This window comes from Pseudomonas sp. SDO524_S393, from assembly GCF_054071875.1.
Genome location: NZ_JBSVVZ010000033.1, coordinates 15,824 through 33,327, shown reverse-complemented (window position 1 = coordinate 33,327; position 17,504 = coordinate 15,824). Strand labels below are relative to the sequence as shown.

General features: G+C 62.4%; 15 protein-coding genes. 5 read left to right on the top strand and 10 right to left on the bottom strand.

Annotated elements, in window-relative coordinates; genetic code table 11:
• Positions 1–8 precede the first annotated feature (8 nt).
• From xylB to ACW9IB_RS16165, 5 genes are read right to left on the bottom strand one after another with little or no spacing between them, the layout of a single operon-like run.
• Positions 9–1,466 carry a xylulokinase gene (xylB, locus tag ACW9IB_RS16185; RefSeq protein ID WP_457414439.1) on the bottom strand — a complete coding sequence of 486 codons (1,458 nt, stop codon included), beginning with the start codon at positions 1,464–1,466 and terminating at the stop codon, positions 9–11.
• Between the two features lie 16 nt (positions 1,467–1,482).
• Positions 1,483–2,475 carry a LacI family DNA-binding transcriptional regulator gene (locus ACW9IB_RS16180; RefSeq protein WP_457368678.1) on the bottom strand — a complete coding sequence of 331 codons (993 nt, stop codon included), beginning with the start codon at positions 2,473–2,475 and terminating at the stop codon, positions 1,483–1,485.
• Between the two features lie 27 nt (positions 2,476–2,502).
• The gene (locus ACW9IB_RS16175; RefSeq protein WP_457368677.1) at positions 2,503–3,435 is read right to left on the bottom strand and encodes an ABC transporter substrate-binding protein; all 933 of its coding nucleotides are present in this window, start codon (positions 3,433–3,435) and stop codon (positions 2,503–2,505) included.
• A 34-nt stretch (positions 3,436–3,469) separates the two neighbouring features.
• Positions 3,470–4,447, bottom strand: a complete 978-nt coding sequence (locus ACW9IB_RS16170) for an ABC transporter permease subunit (protein ID WP_457368676.1) — start codon at positions 4,445–4,447, stop codon at positions 3,470–3,472.
• On the bottom strand, positions 4,440–5,972 hold the full coding sequence (locus ACW9IB_RS16165) for a sugar ABC transporter ATP-binding protein (RefSeq protein ID WP_457368675.1): 1,533 nt from the start codon (positions 5,970–5,972) through the stop codon (positions 4,440–4,442). Before ACW9IB_RS16165 ends, ACW9IB_RS16170 begins: the two co-directional genes overlap by 8 nt.
• Positions 5,973–6,209: 237 nt before the next feature.
• On the opposite strand from ACW9IB_RS16165, the gene ACW9IB_RS16160 reads away from it, so the two are divergent.
• Both ACW9IB_RS16160 and ACW9IB_RS16155 read left to right on the top strand, forming a co-directional pair.
• Positions 6,210–6,812: a hypothetical protein gene (locus ACW9IB_RS16160; RefSeq protein ID WP_457368674.1), complete on the top strand. Its 603-nt coding sequence runs from the start codon at positions 6,210–6,212 to the stop codon at positions 6,810–6,812.
• Positions 6,813–6,930: 118 nt separating this feature from the next.
• The gene (locus ACW9IB_RS16155) at positions 6,931–7,338 is read left to right on the top strand and encodes a DoxX family protein (protein ID WP_457414437.1); all 408 of its coding nucleotides are present in this window, start codon (positions 6,931–6,933) and stop codon (positions 7,336–7,338) included.
• Between the two features lie 12 nt (positions 7,339–7,350).
• Here the strand turns inward: ACW9IB_RS16155 and ACW9IB_RS16150 are convergent, their stop codons facing one another.
• Together ACW9IB_RS16150 and ACW9IB_RS16145 are read right to left on the bottom strand one after the other, a co-directional pair.
• Complete coding sequence (locus ACW9IB_RS16150; RefSeq protein WP_457368686.1) at positions 7,351–7,983, bottom strand: methyl-accepting chemotaxis protein; 633 nt, start codon at positions 7,981–7,983, stop codon at positions 7,351–7,353.
• A gap of 1,651 nt (positions 7,984–9,634) precedes the next feature.
• Positions 9,635–10,495 carry a LysR family transcriptional regulator gene (locus tag ACW9IB_RS16145; protein WP_457414435.1) on the bottom strand — a complete coding sequence of 287 codons (861 nt, stop codon included), beginning with the start codon at positions 10,493–10,495 and terminating at the stop codon, positions 9,635–9,637.
• Positions 10,496–10,609: 114 nt separating this feature from the next.
• Here ACW9IB_RS16145 and ACW9IB_RS16140 point away from each other — a divergent pair, with 114 nt between their 5' ends.
• Together ACW9IB_RS16140 and ACW9IB_RS16135 are read left to right on the top strand one after the other, a co-directional pair.
• A complete protein-coding gene (locus tag ACW9IB_RS16140) occupies positions 10,610–11,314 on the top strand; it encodes a haloacid dehalogenase type II (RefSeq protein WP_457414432.1) in 705 nt (234 codons plus the stop codon).
• A gap of 3 nt (positions 11,315–11,317) precedes the next feature.
• Positions 11,318–12,106, top strand: a complete 789-nt coding sequence (locus ACW9IB_RS16135) for an aldolase (protein WP_457414431.1) — start codon at positions 11,318–11,320, stop codon at positions 12,104–12,106.
• Between the two features lie 218 nt (positions 12,107–12,324).
• Here ACW9IB_RS16135 and ACW9IB_RS16130 read toward each other — a convergent pair whose 3' ends face one another.
• On the bottom strand, positions 12,325–13,125 hold the full coding sequence (locus tag ACW9IB_RS16130) for an alpha/beta fold hydrolase (protein WP_457414429.1): 801 nt from the start codon (positions 13,123–13,125) through the stop codon (positions 12,325–12,327).
• 143 nt (positions 13,126–13,268) lie between these two features.
• Here ACW9IB_RS16130 and ACW9IB_RS16125 point away from each other — a divergent pair, with 143 nt between their 5' ends.
• Positions 13,269–14,084 (top strand): cupin domain-containing protein, encoded by an 816-nt coding sequence (locus tag ACW9IB_RS16125; RefSeq protein WP_457368668.1) that lies wholly within the window; start codon positions 13,269–13,271, stop codon positions 14,082–14,084.
• Positions 14,085–14,122: 38 nt separating this feature from the next.
• On the opposite strand, the gene ACW9IB_RS16120 is transcribed toward ACW9IB_RS16125, so the two are convergent.
• Both ACW9IB_RS16120 and ACW9IB_RS16115 read right to left on the bottom strand, forming a co-directional pair.
• Positions 14,123–16,279 carry a dermonecrotic toxin domain-containing protein gene (locus ACW9IB_RS16120; protein ID WP_457414428.1) on the bottom strand — a complete coding sequence of 719 codons (2,157 nt, stop codon included), beginning with the start codon at positions 16,277–16,279 and terminating at the stop codon, positions 14,123–14,125.
• Between the two features lie 143 nt (positions 16,280–16,422).
• Positions 16,423–17,421, bottom strand: coding sequence for a succinylglutamate desuccinylase (locus ACW9IB_RS16115; RefSeq protein ID WP_457414426.1), 999 nt, complete (start codon positions 17,419–17,421; stop codon positions 16,423–16,425).
• Positions 17,422–17,504 lie beyond the last annotated feature (83 nt).

Sequence of the window (17,504 nt, the reverse complement as noted above, 5' to 3'; positions counted from 1 at the left end):
CACACCCTTCAGTCGTGCAACGCGGTGGCCGCGCCCAACAACCCCTGAAACTTGCGATAACGGGTTTCCAGCACCGGTTGTTGCGCCGGGTCTGGCCGGTAGCGTGCCTTGACCGGCATGCCCGCCGGCAATAACGACGCGCCTTGCCCGATCGCCAGGAGCCCCAGCTTGGCCGCGCCGATGCAGGCGCTCAATTCACTGCCGTCCAGGGTAAAGATTTCACGCTGGAGGATATTGGCCAGCAACTGCGCCCAATATTCACTGCGCGCACCGCCGCCCACCAATGCGCAAGCGCCGACCCTGGCGCCGGCCGACTCTACCGCATTCAACGCATCCAGCAGCCCGAACCCGACCCCCTCCATCACCGCATACCCCAGCCTCGCCGGCGTGCAGTCGTGGCCAAGGTTCATGAAGCCGCCCCGCAGCAGGGGGTCGTTGTGCGGCGTACGTTCACCAGCCAGGTAGGGCAGAAACAGCGGAGTTGAAAGCGGCACCGTCTGCGTGATGGGCAACTGCGCTTGCACCTGGTCCAGCAGCGTCTGTTCATCCAGCGTGCCGGTCAGCCGCGTCACCCAGCGCAGGCAACTGGCCCCGGCCAGCATGGCCCCCATGGTGTACCAACGTCCCGGTAACGCATGGCAAAAGCTGTGCACGGCGCTGGCCGGGTTGCCCGCCGCCTGGTCGGTAATCGCCACAATCGCCGCGCTGGTGCCAAGGGTGATGAACGCATCGCCGGCATTCACGGCGCCGATCCCCACGGCGGCCACCGGGTTGTCGCCACCGCCGCCGGCAATCACCACGCCCTCGCCCAGCCCCCAGTCGCTACGGGCTACCGCACTGACGGCGCCGCCCTCCACCAGCCGGGGCAACTGCGCCAGTTCAAGGCCGGTAGCCTGTACCATCGGCGCGTACCACTGCCGTCGAGCCACCTCCAGCCACAGCGTACCCGCCGCGTCCGACACGTCGCTGACACGCTCGCCACTCAGGCGCAGACGCAGGTAGTCCTTGGGCGACAGCACGCAATCGATCGCCTTGAACACGTCGGGCTCATGTCGCTGCAACCACAGCAGCTTGGGCGCGGTAAGCCCGGCCATGGGCAGGCTGCCGGTGGCGTCGGCAAAGCCCGCGCCCAGGCTTGCCGCCTCGGCCACGGCGCGGGAGTCGTCCCATAGAATCGCCGGGTACAGCACCCGGTCATCCTCATCCAGCAGCACCGCGCCGTGCATCTGCCCCGACAAACCGATGCAGGCCACGCGGGCAAAAGCTTCATGCACACGCAATTGCGCAAGTGCTTGCAGGCAGGCCTGCCACCAGTCCTCGGGGTTCTGCTCGGACCAGCCGCTGTGCCGCCGCATCACGTCGAGGTGCACGCCGGTGCGCGCCAGCACGGTGCCGCTGGCGTCCATCAGGATGGCCTTGAGTTCCGAAGTGCCGAGATCAATACCGAGGGAAACAGGAAGGCTCATACGTGTGTCATTCCAATCAGAGACAGCCACATGAATTACGCAGTTGCAGGGTGGGCGCCAGACGCACGCTCCGGGTCGGTGCGTCGGGCGTGGTCATGCGTTGCAGCAGCAGGTCTACCGCCTGCGCACCCAAGGCCTTGACCGGCTGCGCGATCAGGGTGAGGCGCGGCACAAAGAAGTCCGCCCAGTCAAAATCATCGAAGCCCACCAGGGCCATCTGCGCCGGCACGTCGATACGTGCGTCGCGCAAGGCGTGCATGGCGCCCAGGGTCATCAGGTTGTTGCCGGCCATGATCGCCGTGGGCGGCTCGTTCAACGCCAGCAGTTGTGCAGTGGCTGCCCTGGCCGGCTCGCTGTTCGAACCGCCGTTGACCAGCAGTTGCGCATCGAACCCCAGGCCGGCCGCCTGCAACGCTGCGCGGTAACCGGCCACCCGTTCATCGGTCGTGCCCAGCCCCGCGCGACCGGCGATAAAGCCGATACGGCGGTGACCGTGTTCAATCAGGTGCGCGACCAAGGCCTGGGTGGACCGGGTGTTCTCCACCCCGACCTGATCGAATTGCGTGCTCATCATGCGATCCACCAGCACCGTGGGCATTTCGTTGGCGCGCAAATACTCCAGAGCCCGCGAGCCGGTGGACGGCGCCAGCAGGATGCCGTCGACGCGACGGTGATGCAGCGCGGTAACCACCCGCAGCTCCTGCTCCGGGTCGTCGTGGGTGTCGACGAACAGCATCATGTAGCCGTGCTTGGCGCACTCGGTTTCGATTGCGTGCACCGTTTCGCTGAAGTAGTGGTTGGACAGTGCCGAGATCGCCACGCCAATGGTGTTGGTGCTCGACCGGGCCAACGAGCGCGCCAGGGTGTTGGGGATATACCCCAGCTCCTGAATCGCCCGCTGGACCGCCTGCACCGTGGCCGGGCTGACCTTGCGGGTGCCGTTCAACACGTGGGAGACGGTCGAGGTCGACACGCCCGCCCTGCTTGCCACGTCATCCATGGTGACCACGATACGGCTCCCCTTCCCTTCAACGGATCAATGTTTGCTCGACCAACCGGTGTAGGTGCCCACGTTGTCCCGGGTGATCAGTTTTGGCGTGAGCAGGGTAACCGCTTCGGCCGGGGCTTTGTCATTGAGAATGTCATTGCCGACGTTCACCGCCGTCTGGGCCATGGCCCACGGGTCCTGGCTGGAAGACGCCTGGATCTGCGACTCGCTCTTCAGCGCATTCTCGATGTCCGGCGCGCCGTCCACCGACGTGATGATGATGCCGCTGCGTTTAAGCTGCCTGGCCGCCAGGTCGCTGCCGATGGCTTGCGGGTCGTTGATCGCGAACAGGCCGTCGATTTTCGGGAAGCGTGTGAGGTAGCCCTGCATCACATTCAGGCCGCCTTCGCGCGAGCCTTTGCCGTCCTGATCATCGGACAGCACCTTGATCTCCGGCGCGGCGGCCAGCGCCGCCTTGCAACCTTTGACGCGGTCGGTCACGGCGGTGACTTGGGGGCCGTTCTGAATGATCACATTGCCCTTGCCCGACAGCTTGTCCACCAGGAACTGGCAAGCCAGCTTGCCGGCTTCGACGTTGTCGGTCTGCACGGTGGCGTTCACGCCCTTGGCGTCCACATCCACGGCGACGACTACAATGCCGGCGTCACGCGCTTTCTTGATCGCCGAGGCCATGGCGGACGGGTCCACGGCGTTGAGCAGAATCAGATCGACCTTGGACGAAATGAAGTTGTCGATCTGCGAAAACTGCTTGCTCAGATCATAGTCGGCCGATACCGAAGTGACCTTGACGTTGGGGTTCAGCTCCTTGGCCCGGGCGGTCGCGCCATCGGCCAGGGTCACGAAATACGGGTTGCCCAGGGAGCCCATGCTGATGCCGAGGGCCTTGAGTTCACGGGCTTCGACGGTTTGGGCCATCAGGGCAGCCAGGGCAATGACGGGAAAGAGGCGTTTGACGTTCATGCGGGTCTCTCTTGTGATTGTTGTTTGAGTGAAATCAGGTGCGCGCGCCGGACTGGCGATAACGATCCAGCGCCACCGCGCCGATGATCACGATGCCCTTGATGATGTACTGCCAGATGTCCGAGACACCCAGCAGCACCAGGCCGTTGGTCAGCACGGCGATGATCAGTGCCCCGATCAGCGTGCCGCCGATGGTGCCGACGCCGCCGGTAAAACTGGTGCCGCCGAGGATCACTGCGGCAATCGCATCCAGCTCGTAGGATTGCCCCAGTTGCAGGCCGTTGGCGGCAAACAGGCGCGAGGCGCTCATCACCGCGCCGAGCCCGGCCAGCGCGCCGGACATGGCGTAGACGAACAGCAACACCTTCCACACCTTGATGCCCGACAGCCGCGCGGCCTCCGGGTTGCCGCCCACCGAGTAGATCTGCACGCCCATCACCGTGCGCCGCAGGATGAACCACGACAGCAGCACCACCGCCACGGCGATCACCACCAACCAAGGCACGCCGAGGATCGAGTCATTGCCGATAAACGCAAACGGCAGGTCCGGGTTGAACACGGTCTTGTCATCGGCCAGCAGCCGCGCCAGGCCGCGCATGGCCGTCAGCGCGCCGAGGGTGACGATAAACGGCGGCAGGCGCATAAAGGCGATCAGGCCACCGTTGACCAACCCCAGCAGCAAGCCGAAGCCGATGCCGGCAGCAATCCCGAACATCCCGAACTGCGGCGACAGCGAAACCTGCAATGCCACCACCGCCGACGCCGCCAGGATTGCGCCCACTGACAGGTCGATGCCCGCCGTGAGGATCACAAACGTCATGCCTGCCGCCAGCACCACGTTGACCGAGGCCTGCTGGGTGATGATCGACAGGTTCTGCACCGTCAGGAAGTTCTCGCTGGCCAGGGCGAAGCCCACCAGCAGCAAGACCAGCACCGGCAACATGCCGACCGTGCGCATCAGCTCGCGAGCGCGTTCAGCCTTGCCCGTTGTTGCAACCTTCAACTCAGCCATTGGCAGCCACCTGATCGCCACCGGTGGCGAGGTCGATAATACGTTCCTGGGAGATGACGTGGCCCGAGGCCCCGCCGACTTCGGCCACCAACCGGCCTTCACGCATGATCAGCACGCGGTCGCAGGTGCCGATGATTTCCGGCAACTCGCTGGAGATCACCACTACGCCCACGCCGGCCTCGGCCAGTTGATTGATGATGCGGTAGATCTCGGACTTGGAGCCGATATCCACGCCGCGCGTGGGCTCATCGAGAATCAGCACATGGGGCTTGACCTCCAGCAGCCGCGCCAACAGCACCTTTTGCTGATTGCCGCCGGACAACGCCCCGACATTGACCTTGCCCGACGCCACGCGAATCGACAGCGACTTGATCGCGTCGCTGGCGCGCCGTGCGCCCTGGGCACGGTCGAGTACGCCACCGGCGCGGGCGTCCGGCACGCAGGCGCACACATTGATGTTGTCGGCCACGCTCATGTCCAGAAACAGGCCCTGGGCCTTGCGGTCTTCGGTGAGATACACGACGCCGGCACGAATCGCATCGGCCGGGGTGCGCAATTGAGTCACTGTTTTACCGACCACTTCCAGGGTGCCACTGGTGCGCGGGTCGGCAGCGAAAATCAGCCGCGCCAGCTCGGTGCGCCCGGCCCCGACCAGCCCGGCGATGCCCAGCACTTCGCCGGCATGCAGGTCGAAACTGCATTGACGCACGCGCTTGCCGTCGGCCATGTCGCGCACGCGCATCACCACATCGCCCGGGTTGTACGCGGCGTGTTCCTTCTTGTAGAAACCGGACAGGTCGCGCCCGACCATCATTTTCACCAGCACCTCGGCCGACAGTGCCTCGCGGGTCAGCTCGCCGATGTACTGGCCGTCGCGCAGTACCGACACCCGGTCCGACAGCTCGTAGATTTCCGCCATGCGGTGACTGATGTAGATGATCGCCAGGCCCTGACTGCGCAGCTGTTTGATCAGCGCAAACAGGCGATCGGTCTCGCGGGATGACAGCGGCGTGGTGGGTTCGTCCATCACCAGGAGCCTGGCGTGGGCATGCAGGGCGCGGGCGATTTCCACCAGTTGGCGCTCGGCAATCGACAGGCTGCTGACCCGCGTGGCCGGAGTGAACTCGGCGCCAAGGCGTTGCAGCACCTCGATGCAGCCGGCCTCCATGCCCTTGCGGTCGATGGTCCAGCCACGCCGCAGTTCGCGGCCCAGGTAGATGTTCTCGGCCACGCTCAGGTTCGGGCACAGGCTCAATTCCTGATAGATCACGGCGATGCCGAGGGCTTTGGCAGTGGCAGGGTCGAAGGTGGCGACGAGTTGGCCGCCGATGCGGATTTCACCGCCGGGGTCGGCCTGGTAAGCGCCGGAAAGGATTTTCATGAGGGTCGATTTGCCGGCGCCGTTCTCCCCCATCAAGGCGTGGATTTCGCCGGGGTAGACCTTCAGGCCGACACTCTTGAGCACCCGCAGACCATTGAAGGTCTTGCTGATGCCCTGCATCTCGAGCAAGGGTTCAAGGCTCATGGCTGAGCTCCAGGATTTATTGTTTTTGTAATCGAGTGTTGCCGACTCTATGCCAGATGTATTTTGCTGCGCAAGCGCTTGCGTATGCCGTTTATCGACAGATTAAACGTTTCATCTTGTGCAAAAGCCCGCAACTCGCCAGCGGGCGGGCGAATGAAATGAATTTGAAAGCCATCGGAATAAAACGGCGCCCCGGGCCGTTCTGCCTGCATTCACTGGAAGACATCAGGGTGCGTCATGACTTCACCTGCAAGCGTCGTTGTTTATATCTGGTATCCCCATGGGACGAATATCGGCCATGCCGCGATGTACATCGGCGATCCCGTGATCGGCAAAATGATCGAAGTCCGTTATGACAGTTATCGCAACGACGGCGAACGTGATCGCGACCGCGCCTTTATCGAGCAGTACAACACCGCCTATGTGAGTTGGTGGCCGGAAGGCCGGGCAGCCAAGACCGAAAAACAGCCGCAGGAACGCAACCTGTTTCTGGAGTCGGATATCAGCGCCGAAGGCAGCAAACCCCACGTGGTCTACACGATCTCCGGGCTGAACCTGCAAGCGATGCAGGCCGAGTGGTACGCCATCCGCAGCAAACCCAACGCCAATTATCAGATGTTGCGCAAGAGCTGCTCGACCATCGTGATGCGTGTACTCAAGGCGGGCGGCGCGCTGGAAGAACTGCCGGCAATCAAGCGCGCGTGGTTTTCCAGCAACCTGTACATCACCCCCAAAAACATCGCGCAGATCTGTAACGAGCTGCGTGACCGGGGCCTCGCCACCAAAGCCAAGAGCGAGAACTGCCCGGAAAAAGGGGCGTTCATGTTCGGCCTTCGATAGATGCACAGGGCCCTATCAGCAAATCAAATAGTGTGAATAAACACAGATGCCTTTCGCGCCTGCGGACGTTGGTGAATGATCCGTGGAAAACGCCTCCCACCACCCTGCAGGTCGTCCCATGAATACCCGCCAGAATTTCACCTTGCTCCTTGGTCGTGCGTTGTTGGTCGCGCTGTTTCTATTCAGCGGGATCGGCAAGTTGCTGGCGCCCGAGGCGACGATCGCCTATATCGCGTCCAAAGGCGCCCCATTGCCCACCCTCGCCTACGGCATTGCGCTGATCGTCGAGTTGGGCTTGGCCACGGCCTTTTTGCTCGGTTATCGCGTGCGCCCGGTAGCGCTGGTGCTGGCCGCCTTCAGCCTGCTGACGGCGCTGATGTTCCATAACCAGTTCAGCGACAAAGGCCAGTTGCTCAACTTCCTGAAGAACCTGGCGATCGCCGGCGGCTTCTTGCAGGTTTACGTGTTCGGCGCTGGCGCGTTCAGCCTCGACCACCTGCGCGCGCAACGCCTTGCCGTGAATTGAACCGTGCGCGGCTCAGGCCGCGTCGCTGACCTCGAACAGTCCCACCAGCTTCTGCAACTTGCCGGCATTGATCCGCACCGTCTCCGCACTGCTTTGCAACACGCCGACGGTGACGCGCATCTGCTCCGAGGAATGGCTGACCTGCTTGATGGTCTTGCCGTAATCGAGGCTGCGGGCGTTGAGCTGCTGGATGATGCTGAACATGCTTTCCACCGCCTGATGCAGTTGCACGTTTTCCGAAGAGGCGTCTTCGGCCAGGCGCAGGCTGTTGTCGACGTCGGTCACACCATCGTCCATGAAACTCACCGCCTGGCGGGTTTCCCCTTGCAGGCCTTCGACCATCTGGCGGATGTCTTCTGCCGCCAGCGACGTGCGCGAGGCCAGGCTGCGCACCTCGTCTGCCACCACGGCAAACCCGCGCCCGTGTTCTCCCGCACGGGCCGCCTCGATGGCGGCGTTGAGCGCCAACAGGTTGGTCTGTTGGGTGATGTTGCTGATCAGCCCGGTGATCGAACTGATCTGCGCCATGCGGCTGTCCAGGCGACGCACGCTCTCCGAGGAGCGCAGCACCACGTCGCGAATCGACTGGGTGCCCGCCTGCACCTCGAGGAACTGTTCTCGCGCGCGGCTCACCACGTCATCCATGGCCTGCTTCATTTGTTCGGCGCTCACTGACGCTTGCTGGATTTCGCCCAATTGCTCCTCGACGATGATCATCATGCGGTGGGTGGCGTCGGCCACTTCATGGGACATCAGCCCCGCTTCCCGGCTGCGCCCGAGCATCGCCTGGTTGGTATTGCCCACGCTGTGGCTGGCCTTGACCACCTGGCCGACCACCGAATCCAGTCGGTCGATGAAACTGTTGATCCAGCGGCTCATCTCGCCGGTTTCATCGTTGACCATACGCCCGCTGTCCAGGCGCTGGCGCAGGTTGCCCTCGCCTTCGGCGATGGTGCGGATCACCCCGGTCATTTCATTCAGGCGCGAGGCCAGGCGCTTAGGCCCCAGGTGCGCGAACACCCACGCGGCCACCGCCATGCTCGCGACTTCACAGGCATCGATCCACGGCTGGGGCAGGCTACTGTAGTGCTGGACCAGGAAGTTGCCGGCAAACAGACCGACCATAGTCGCCAGGTACGGTTTCATCAGGCCGTGGCTCAAGGAGCGCCGGCGATAGACCTCTTCCAGGTCGGCCTCGCACATCATGCCCCACCGATCCGGCGAGCCGGGCAGCTCGAACGTCACGCCCTTGCCCACCACCGGGATATGCCGGTAATCCGAATAGCCCGGGTACGTCACAAACAGGTTGGAGCCCTTGCGGATGGTTTCGCGCACGCCGGGATGCAATTGCTGGGTAGCCGGGTCGATAAAGCGCAGTTCCAGCTCGGTGTGACGCTGAATCTGCACGGTTTTCCAGGGTGTGTGCACGCCGCTCTTGAGGTTTTCGCCATGGGTGAAGGCACCGTCTTCGAAGCGCGAGCGCGACAGGGCGATGCCGGGCTGAATCGACGGGTCGAAGCGCGACTGCACCATGAACAGGTAGTTATCGCCGGACTCGGGGTAGATATGCCCGGCTTCGCGCTGGATCAGGTCGCCCAGGATGTCGTTGGGTACCCGCCCGCACAGGCAGCCCAGCACGTGGCCTTCGCTGATCAGCGGCTGGTAGAACATCAGGGTGACTTCATCGTGAAAACGTGAGGTCGAAGGGCCGATCTGCAAGGTCAGCGGGTCGGTATACGGGCCGTGCAGAAACGGCGCTTTCAGCCCGGCGGACAACGCCTTTGGATTGACCGTGCGCGGCGCGGCGTGTGTCCAGGTCGAGGCCAGCAGGTTGCCGGTGGTGTCGAGTACGAACAGTTCGGAAAAATCGCTGGCCTGGCGCAGCTTGTCCAGCAACAACCGGTTATCCGTGAGGCTCGCGTCACGGGTGAGCGCACTGCTCAACTCGCTCATATGCTCCCACTGCTCGCGGGTCCAGGTGTGCAGAAGCTTGACCCGGGTTTCTGCAATGGCTTCGAAGGTTTGCTCTATCACCGGGTACAACGCGCGATTGACCCGGCAGGACCACCCCATCGCAAGCTTGCCGGTCTTGCCCAGCCAGGGCAGCCAGCCTCTTTCGGAGGGGGATAGTTGCATTGCGTTGCTCGACAGGCTCATGGCGCTCTCCTGGAGTGATATCCAATTGCCATAATCCAAGGCAATTACCACACCAGTTAGCTAGCTACCTACCGAATCAGGGCCAAGACCGCGTAGCTAGACGTTGCCATGCGGAAAATCGCCATAAAACAGTGCGCAATCAATGAGATGCACCAACATGTGACAGTGAAATTTCCTCGCGCAAACACTCGATCAGCCCGCGCTGGGTTGCACTCAGACGTTCTGTACCGCTGATCAACGCCAGTTCCGACGGCGGCACTGCCGGCAGTTCGCTGCACACCCGATGGCTGGCCAGCACCGCGCTGCGGGGCAATAGGCTGATTCCGAGACCGGAACTCACCGCCGCCTGAATCCCGGTGAGGCTGTGGCTGCCAAAGGCCACACGCCAACCGCGCCTGGATTTGTCCAGCGCACGGGTCGCACGCTGGCGGTAGATGCAGCCCTGGGGAAACAGCGCCAGCGGCAGGGTTTCGGCGTGCAGGTCCTGGTCCTGCCCGCTGACCCACACCAGCGGTTCCGGCCAACTGGCGTGGCAGTCGCCGCTGCCGGCCTCGCGTTTGATCAGGGCAATGTCGATCTCGCCGGCGTCCAGTTGCCGCCGCAGGTCGATACTCATGCCGCTCACCGTTTCCAACCGCGCTTCCGGGCGGGCGCGCACGAAGCCGGACAACATCGACGCCATGCGCGCCGCGTCGAAATCTTCAGGTACGCCCAGGCGCACCGGCACCCTGCTCGCTTCGGTACTCAGCGCGTCACGTGCTTCGCGGGAGAGGTTCAGCAAACGGCGAGCGTATTGGGTCAGCAGTTCGCCGTGCTCCGTGGGGCTGACCTGTTGCCCGGAGCGATCACGCACCAGCAACAGGTGCCCGGCGCTTTCCTCCAGCTTGCGGATCTGTTGGCTGACTGTGGATTGGGTGCGGTGCACCCGCTCGGCGGCGCGGGTGAAGCTACCTTCGTCCACCACACAGACCAGGGTTTGCAGGAGTTCGAGATCAAACATGGCAGCGCGCCTCATATCGATAATTCAACTTAGATGCAGAGGTTAATTTAATTTCCCACTGACCGCCACGGCTCCTATGCTGGTTCGGTCGCTGATAACCCAACAGGTGAACCCATGCCCCTCGAACACTCCCCTCGCCCGCAATGGCTGACGTTTGACTGCTACGGCACGCTGATCCAGTGGGACGAAGGCCTGCGCGCCGCCGTGGACCGTATCCTGAAGAACAAAGGTGAACATCAGGTGGCCGGTGAGACCCTGATTGGCGCCTATGACCACCACGAGCACACCCTCGAACAAACCCCGCCCCACCGCAACTTCCGCACCCTGGCGGGGCTGAGCCTGCAATTGGCACTCAAAGACCTGGGGCTGCCGGCCAGCGCCGAGGACGGTGCGATCCTGACCGACAGCATCAGCGCCATGCCACCGTTCCCGGAAGTGGTGGAGACCCTCCGCCAGCTCAAGGCACTGGGCTACAAACTGTGCATCGTCTCCAACACTGACGATGACGTGATCGCCGGCAACGTGGCGCAACTGGGCGGGCATATCGACCGGGTGATTACCGCCCAGCAGGCCGGTGCCTACAAGCCTGATCGCCGGCTGTTCGACCATGCACACCAGCAATTGGGCGTGAGCCTCGACGAGGTGGTGCACATCTGCGCCAGCCCGCACCTGGACCACGCCGCCGCGCGGGACATGGGCTTTCGTTGTGTGTGGATCGACCGCGGCACCGGTCGCCAGCGCCTGGCCGATTACACCCCCGACGCCACCCTGCCCACCCTGGACGGCGTGCCCGGGCTGTTCGAATCCCTGGGGTGGTGAGCCATGGCCCATACCTTTACGCCCTCATCCCTGGGCCCGCGCGCCGGGCGTTGGAACCTCGACACTGTCGCCGCCATCCAAGCGCGGGTCGAATTGGCGGCGTGCCTGCAACTGGCCGCGCTGCACGGCATGGAAGAAGGCATCTGCAACCACTTTTCGGCGACCGTCCCGGGGCATGACGAGCTGTTTTTCGTCAACCCGTTCGGGTATGCCTTTGAGGAACTCACTGCGTCCCATCTGCTGGTGTGTGATGTCGCCGGCCATGTGATCGATGGCGATGGCACGCCGGAAGCGACGGCGTTTTACATCCATGCACAACTGCATCGGGCGCAGCCGAGAATCAAGGCGGCGTTCCATACCCATATGCCCAACGCCACGGCGCTGTGCCTGTTGCAGGGCCCGCCGTTGCGTTGGCTGGGGCAGACGGCGTTGAAGTTCTACGGGCGCACGGCGGTGGATGAGGACTACAACGGCCTGGCTCTGGATAACCGCGAAGGCCAGCGCATCGCGGCGGCATTGGGCGATGCCGATATTTTGTTCCTGAAAAACCACGGCGTGATGGTGACTGCGCCGAACATCGCCGAAGCCTGGGATGACTTGTATTACCTGGAGCGTGCGGCCGAGGTGCAACTCAAGGCCATGGCCTGCGGCGAGGCGCTGAAACCGATCGATCCACAGGTGGCACAGTTGGCCTACACACAAATGCGCGAAGGTGACCCCGCCAGCGCGCGGGCCCACCTGGACAGTGCGATGCGCCGCTTGAAATTGCGCGGGTCACATTTTGACCGATGAACGCGGCGCCTGATTTCCACAGTAAGTAATCCAAGCCATCGCCTGCGGGCTTTTTGTAGTGAGCGGGCTTGTCCCGCGCTGGGTGGCGCAGCCGCCCCAATAAAAACACCGCATCCTGTCAGCCAGAATGCGGCGCCTGATCTCAGGGCCGCTTCGCGCCCCGGCGCAGGCGGTGCGACGATTCGACAAGCCTGCTCACTACAGCGGGTATTTCAGCTTCATTGAGCGTTGGCCTTGGCCGCATCGTTGATGATCGCCACCACCCGCGCCGGGTTGGAGACCATCACAACGTGGGAGGCGCCCTTGATGTCGACGGTTTCCTTGGAGCCGGCACGGTCAGCCATGAATTTAAGCGCGGCCTCGGGAATATTTTTGTCGGCTGAACCGTATATGAAGTAGGACGGCAGTTTTTTCCAGGCCGGATCACCCGACGGTTCCTTCAGCGCGGCCTCGGTAATCGGGCGCTGGCCGGCGGCCATCAGTTGTGCCTCCTTCGGCGCGACGTCGGCGGCGAACTGGCTGTTGAACTTGTCCTGCTGGATATACAAGTCGGTCACGCCGTCCTTGGACACCACCGGTTTGTCCAGAGTCGGGCCCAGGGTGCCGCCCGGGTAGCGGCCAGACAGTTCAAAGGCGGTCTCGCCCTTTTCCGGGGCGAAGGCGGCGACATACACCAAGGCCTTGACCTTGTCACTGCCGTGCACGGCGTTGGTGATCACCGAACCACCGTAGGAATGGCCGACTAGGATCACCGGGCCCGGGGTGTGTTCGACGATGTCGGCAACATAGTCAGAATCGGTCTTCACGCTGCGCAGCGGGTTGGCCACAGCGACCACCGGGTAGCCTTCGGCCTTGAGCCCGGCGATCACACCGTTCCAGCTGGAGGCGTCGGCGAAGGCGCCGTGCACCAGCACCACGGTGGCTTTCTGGGTATCGGCGAAGCTGGCAGAGGCGGCGCCGAGGGCGAGAGCGCCGGTGAACAGGGCGGCGGCGACACGGGAGAACTTGAAGGTTTTCATGGGCATTTGCTCCGTTGGGTTAGGCGCTCAAGGCGTTGAACGTGAAGCCATGATGCCGAAACGGATTTTACAAATGGAGGCTATTAGTCGACGATATGGCGCAGATCGTCTAAACAGATTGTTTATTTACCCTCAGGTGAGTCATGGATCGTTTGTCCACACTGCTCGTGCACTTCGGCATCGGTGCCGATACCTTCCACAGTGGCCCGTTGCGCGGCGCCATCGACACTCAAGACTTGCAGCAACGCGGTCGGGTCTACCTGCTCAAGGAAGGCCAGGCCACGCTGGAAATGCCCGACGGACCGTTGCGCATTCCCAAACCCAGCCTGGTGCTGGTGCCTCGTCCGCTGCCCCATCGGCTGCTGGCGAGCGCGGCGGACGGCGCCCAGGTGGTTGCCGCCTCATTGCGCTTCGACGGCGGCCTGGATAACCCGTTGTCGGTGGCCCTGACCGATACCATTGTCATGCCCCTCGACCAGATCCCGATGATCGCCGGCACCCTCGACTGGCTGTTCAGCGAAGCCTTCGCCGAACATTGTGGCCGCGAAGCGGTGATGAACCGGCTGTTCGAATTGATGGTGATCCAGTTCCTGCGCCATATGATGGCCGAGCACAGCATGACCACCGGGATGATGTCGGGCCTGGCCGACCTGCGCCTGGCGCGGGCCATGACCTTGCTGCACAACCATCCGGAGCGTCCGTGGACCGTGCAGGAAATGGCCGTGGAGTCGAACATGTCCCGCGCCAGCTTCGCCGCGTACTTCCACAAGGTCGTCGGCCAGACCCCGGCCGACTATGTGCTGAGCTGGCGCGTGAGCCTGGCGCAGAAACGCCTGCGCGAAGGCCGACCCATCGCGCTGATCGCCGATGAAGTGGGCTACGAAAGCCCCTCGGCCCTGGCCCGGGCGTTTCGGCGCAAGATCGGCACCAGCCCGCGGGAGTGGGTGCAGCAGCAGTGATCTCAAGGCTCGGCGCACCTGGCCGATGTCATCCACCGCTAGAGAATCAGGTACTGCGGGGGCACGTCCCCCTTCACATAAAACACTTCCTGCTCGTTGAGCTGAACCTTATCGATGGCTTGGAGTAAGGTCGCCTTGGTTATTTTCCCTTCCCTCACCAGGCGCTCCCCATCTTTGAGGATGATATCGGGCACAGTTCGAAACGCCGACGGGTCTTGGGTGGTGTCCACGGTGTAGACCGGCACTTTATTGTTGTTGGTGGAGTACTGCCTGGCGAAACTTTCGGCCTTCATCCCCTGGGTACTGAAGGACATGACCTCGCCATTACTGCCGCCCTGGCGCGCCGTGTGTTTGATAATTGCCGCCAGGTAGTCATCACCCGACGTTGTTGTTCCTGCGGCACGACGCAGGCCGGTAACAGACGGATTCTCGGTCCCGGTGTGAGCCCGATAGATCCTGGCAGGTACGGGAAAATCCTCAGCCTTGAGCTGGGCGACAGATGTGATCCCGGGCGTTGCCCCAGGCGTCTCGTTACGCTGTTTCAGCAGGTTTTCCAGGAAACCCGTCGAGCCTCCACCGCTGGCAGATGCCTGCGGCGCGGCTGATTTCGAACTGCCGCCACCGCCGCCGCTTGTCCCCCTACGCACCCAAACCCCCGTATTGTCTGGCTTGGCAATGATGCCGCTGCTGACCAATCGGGTCGGATCATTCGGGTCTTTGACTCTCAGCAGGTAATGCTCACCATCGCCTGCATCCGGCGTTTCAGCTGCGAAGTAACGATTTTCTCCCCGGAACGAAACGCTTCTGATACCCGGGTATTGGGGCGTTGTAGCAGGGCCTGCTGGTGAGGGCTCTTCAACCTCAGTGACAGGGGACTTTTCAATCGGCGTGTTCACTTCAGCTGTCTGGGGAACCGGCAATGGTCCTGCAGGATTGCCGGGCGCCCCACGCATCGGCAGGTTTTTCATGGCCGGGCTGTCTGGCTTCAAGCCCAGAGCATCACCCAGGTCGCGAACTTCCTGGTCTGTCATCGGCTCATTGCGGATAGCCTTCGCCAACAGCATCGCGATCCCCCTGGCTTGGCCATAAACAGGCACAAAGCCCTGGGCGACGTCACCCACGCCCTTGAGCACACCGTCCATGGTCGACTTATCGACGCCGAATACGTTGCCGATCTGGTTGTTTTTGTTCAGATCCAACAACAGCGCGCTGACGGGGTTATCAAAGTAGCGTTCAACGGTGTCGGCGGTATTTTTGTTGACGCCGAACACCTGCAACGCTTCACCCAAGCCAGAAAATGGGTGCTCAAGGTGATTGAGCAGCTCATCGTAGAACCCGCGAATATCATTGGCGCCCACGTTATCGAGAGACTGGTTGGCAACCTTCTGCTTGAACGCTTGCTCCGAAAGAGGCACCAGCGGTCGGCTACTGTTCACGCCGTTGTTCAAAAAATAGAAATTGCCCCTGTCACCGTCGCCCAGCAAATTCCCATAGGCGTCAAACTGAAAGTAGACTTTTTCACCGTCCGGCCGCAGACCGGAATACAGCACACGCCCCTCTGGCGACTCGCGCTCGGCTTTAAGGTTGCTCAACCCATTGACCGACACCGGTGGCGCCGATGCACCTGTGTCCAGGCGGCCAAAAATATCGCTGTACTCATTGGCAAAGGGGCCGACCACGGCATTGATGTCGTTGTTTTTGAACTGGGCCATCGTGTCGAAGACGCTTTGCGTCCTACCCGGGTATCCGGTTTCTGCAAAGTGCTTGGCGAAAGCGTTCAGGCGCTGGGGATCACCCGCGACGGCTTTCAACCAGGTGTTCATTTCTTCGCGCGTCGTGAAGGTTTGAAAGGAGCCGCCGTCTTTTTCCGGCACATACAGCACGATATTCGGACCATCGGAAACCGGGGGTACACGCTGTATGAACAGGATGTCATTCGCCTGGATGCCATTGACCGCGAATGTCTTGACCTGCACCTTGGGCGAGGTCGCTTTCCCCGGGTACAACACGGCATCGACCATGGCATTGGCGTCAGGCGCCAGCCGGCCACTGTTCAAGTCCTTTGTCACGCGCTCGCTGAACGCGGCTTTGTGATCACTGTACACATGCAGGTCAGCATTTTTTTGCGAAGGTTTTTCCAGCACTGAGACACTGTTTGCAGAAGCGCTGGATTGACTGGAGGATGTGATGAGCATAAATGGCCAAGGTAAAGGAGTTGATTGTCAGCGCGGGAATAATCCATCGCCGTTGTCCTCCCTTGTGTGATCTTGGCGTACGAATTTGTTCCAGCACTCCTCAATACCGAATGTGTCCAAGCTCGTCACACTCACAGAGACGACTACGGATCCAACACACCCCCGCTGTAACCCTCGGACAGCCGCGTACCGGTGAATTTGGCCACCACCGCGCCCTGTGCCACCAGGCGTTCGCGGTGGCCGGTGACCAGGCGTCCGGTTTGTACGGCGTGCAGGATCACTTCGGAATTCGGCTCGCCGGGGCGTCCGATGATGCGCGCGAAGCGCTGGCCTTCCTGCACCTCATCACCGAGCTTTTTCTCGAATACCAGCACCCCGGCGCAGGGCGCGAGCACAGTCTCCATGCAGCCCATATCGACCACGTCACCCGGCCATTCGCGAACCTGGGCCACTTCGTCGATCACCCCATTGAGGCACAGCCATGCCCAGATTCCGTCGGCGTCCTGTTGCGCCAGCGCGTCGCTGACATCCGCTTGCCCGCGCAATTCGACGGTGGCCGCCAGGCGTGGCGCGGCATGGTCGATCACGGTTTCTTCGAAGGAGCCGTCGCCGCCCTCATCCCAGACGATCACCACATCCACCTGCAAGGCCGCCGCCAACGCCAACCCCTGTTCGGGCCAGAAACTGCGGTGGATATAGAGGTAGGGCAAGGCTTCGTCGTCGGTGTGCAGGTCCAGGATCAGCTCGGCATCGACGGCCAGCTGCACCAGGCTTTTTTGCCACTGTGCGAAGTTGCTCGCCGGGCGCGTCATGTTCAACGAATGGTCGAAGCCCCGGTTGAAATTCTGCCCGGTGGCCTCGTGGAAACGTCCCAGCAGTTTGCCTTGGCGGAACTGGCCGATGCCGAACGGATTGGCTTGCGGCACGACCGTCACGCTGCCGCGCAAGCGTCCTGCGGCCTCGCACGCCTGCAAACGCGGCAACAACTGGTGCAGCACCAGCATGCCGGCGATTTCATCGGCGTGTACGCCCGCTTGCAGGTGCACCCGGGGCCCGCTGCCGTTCCCCTCGAAACGCCAGGCGCCAATCTGCAACGCATTGCCGGCGTCACCCGGCACCTGCCACGAAAGGTCTTTTGCCATGCCTTGCCCTCCTCTCATCGTTTAAGGGGTAGAGATTGAACAGCCGTTCAACTAACCTGATCGCACCGGTTCCCATCAAAGGC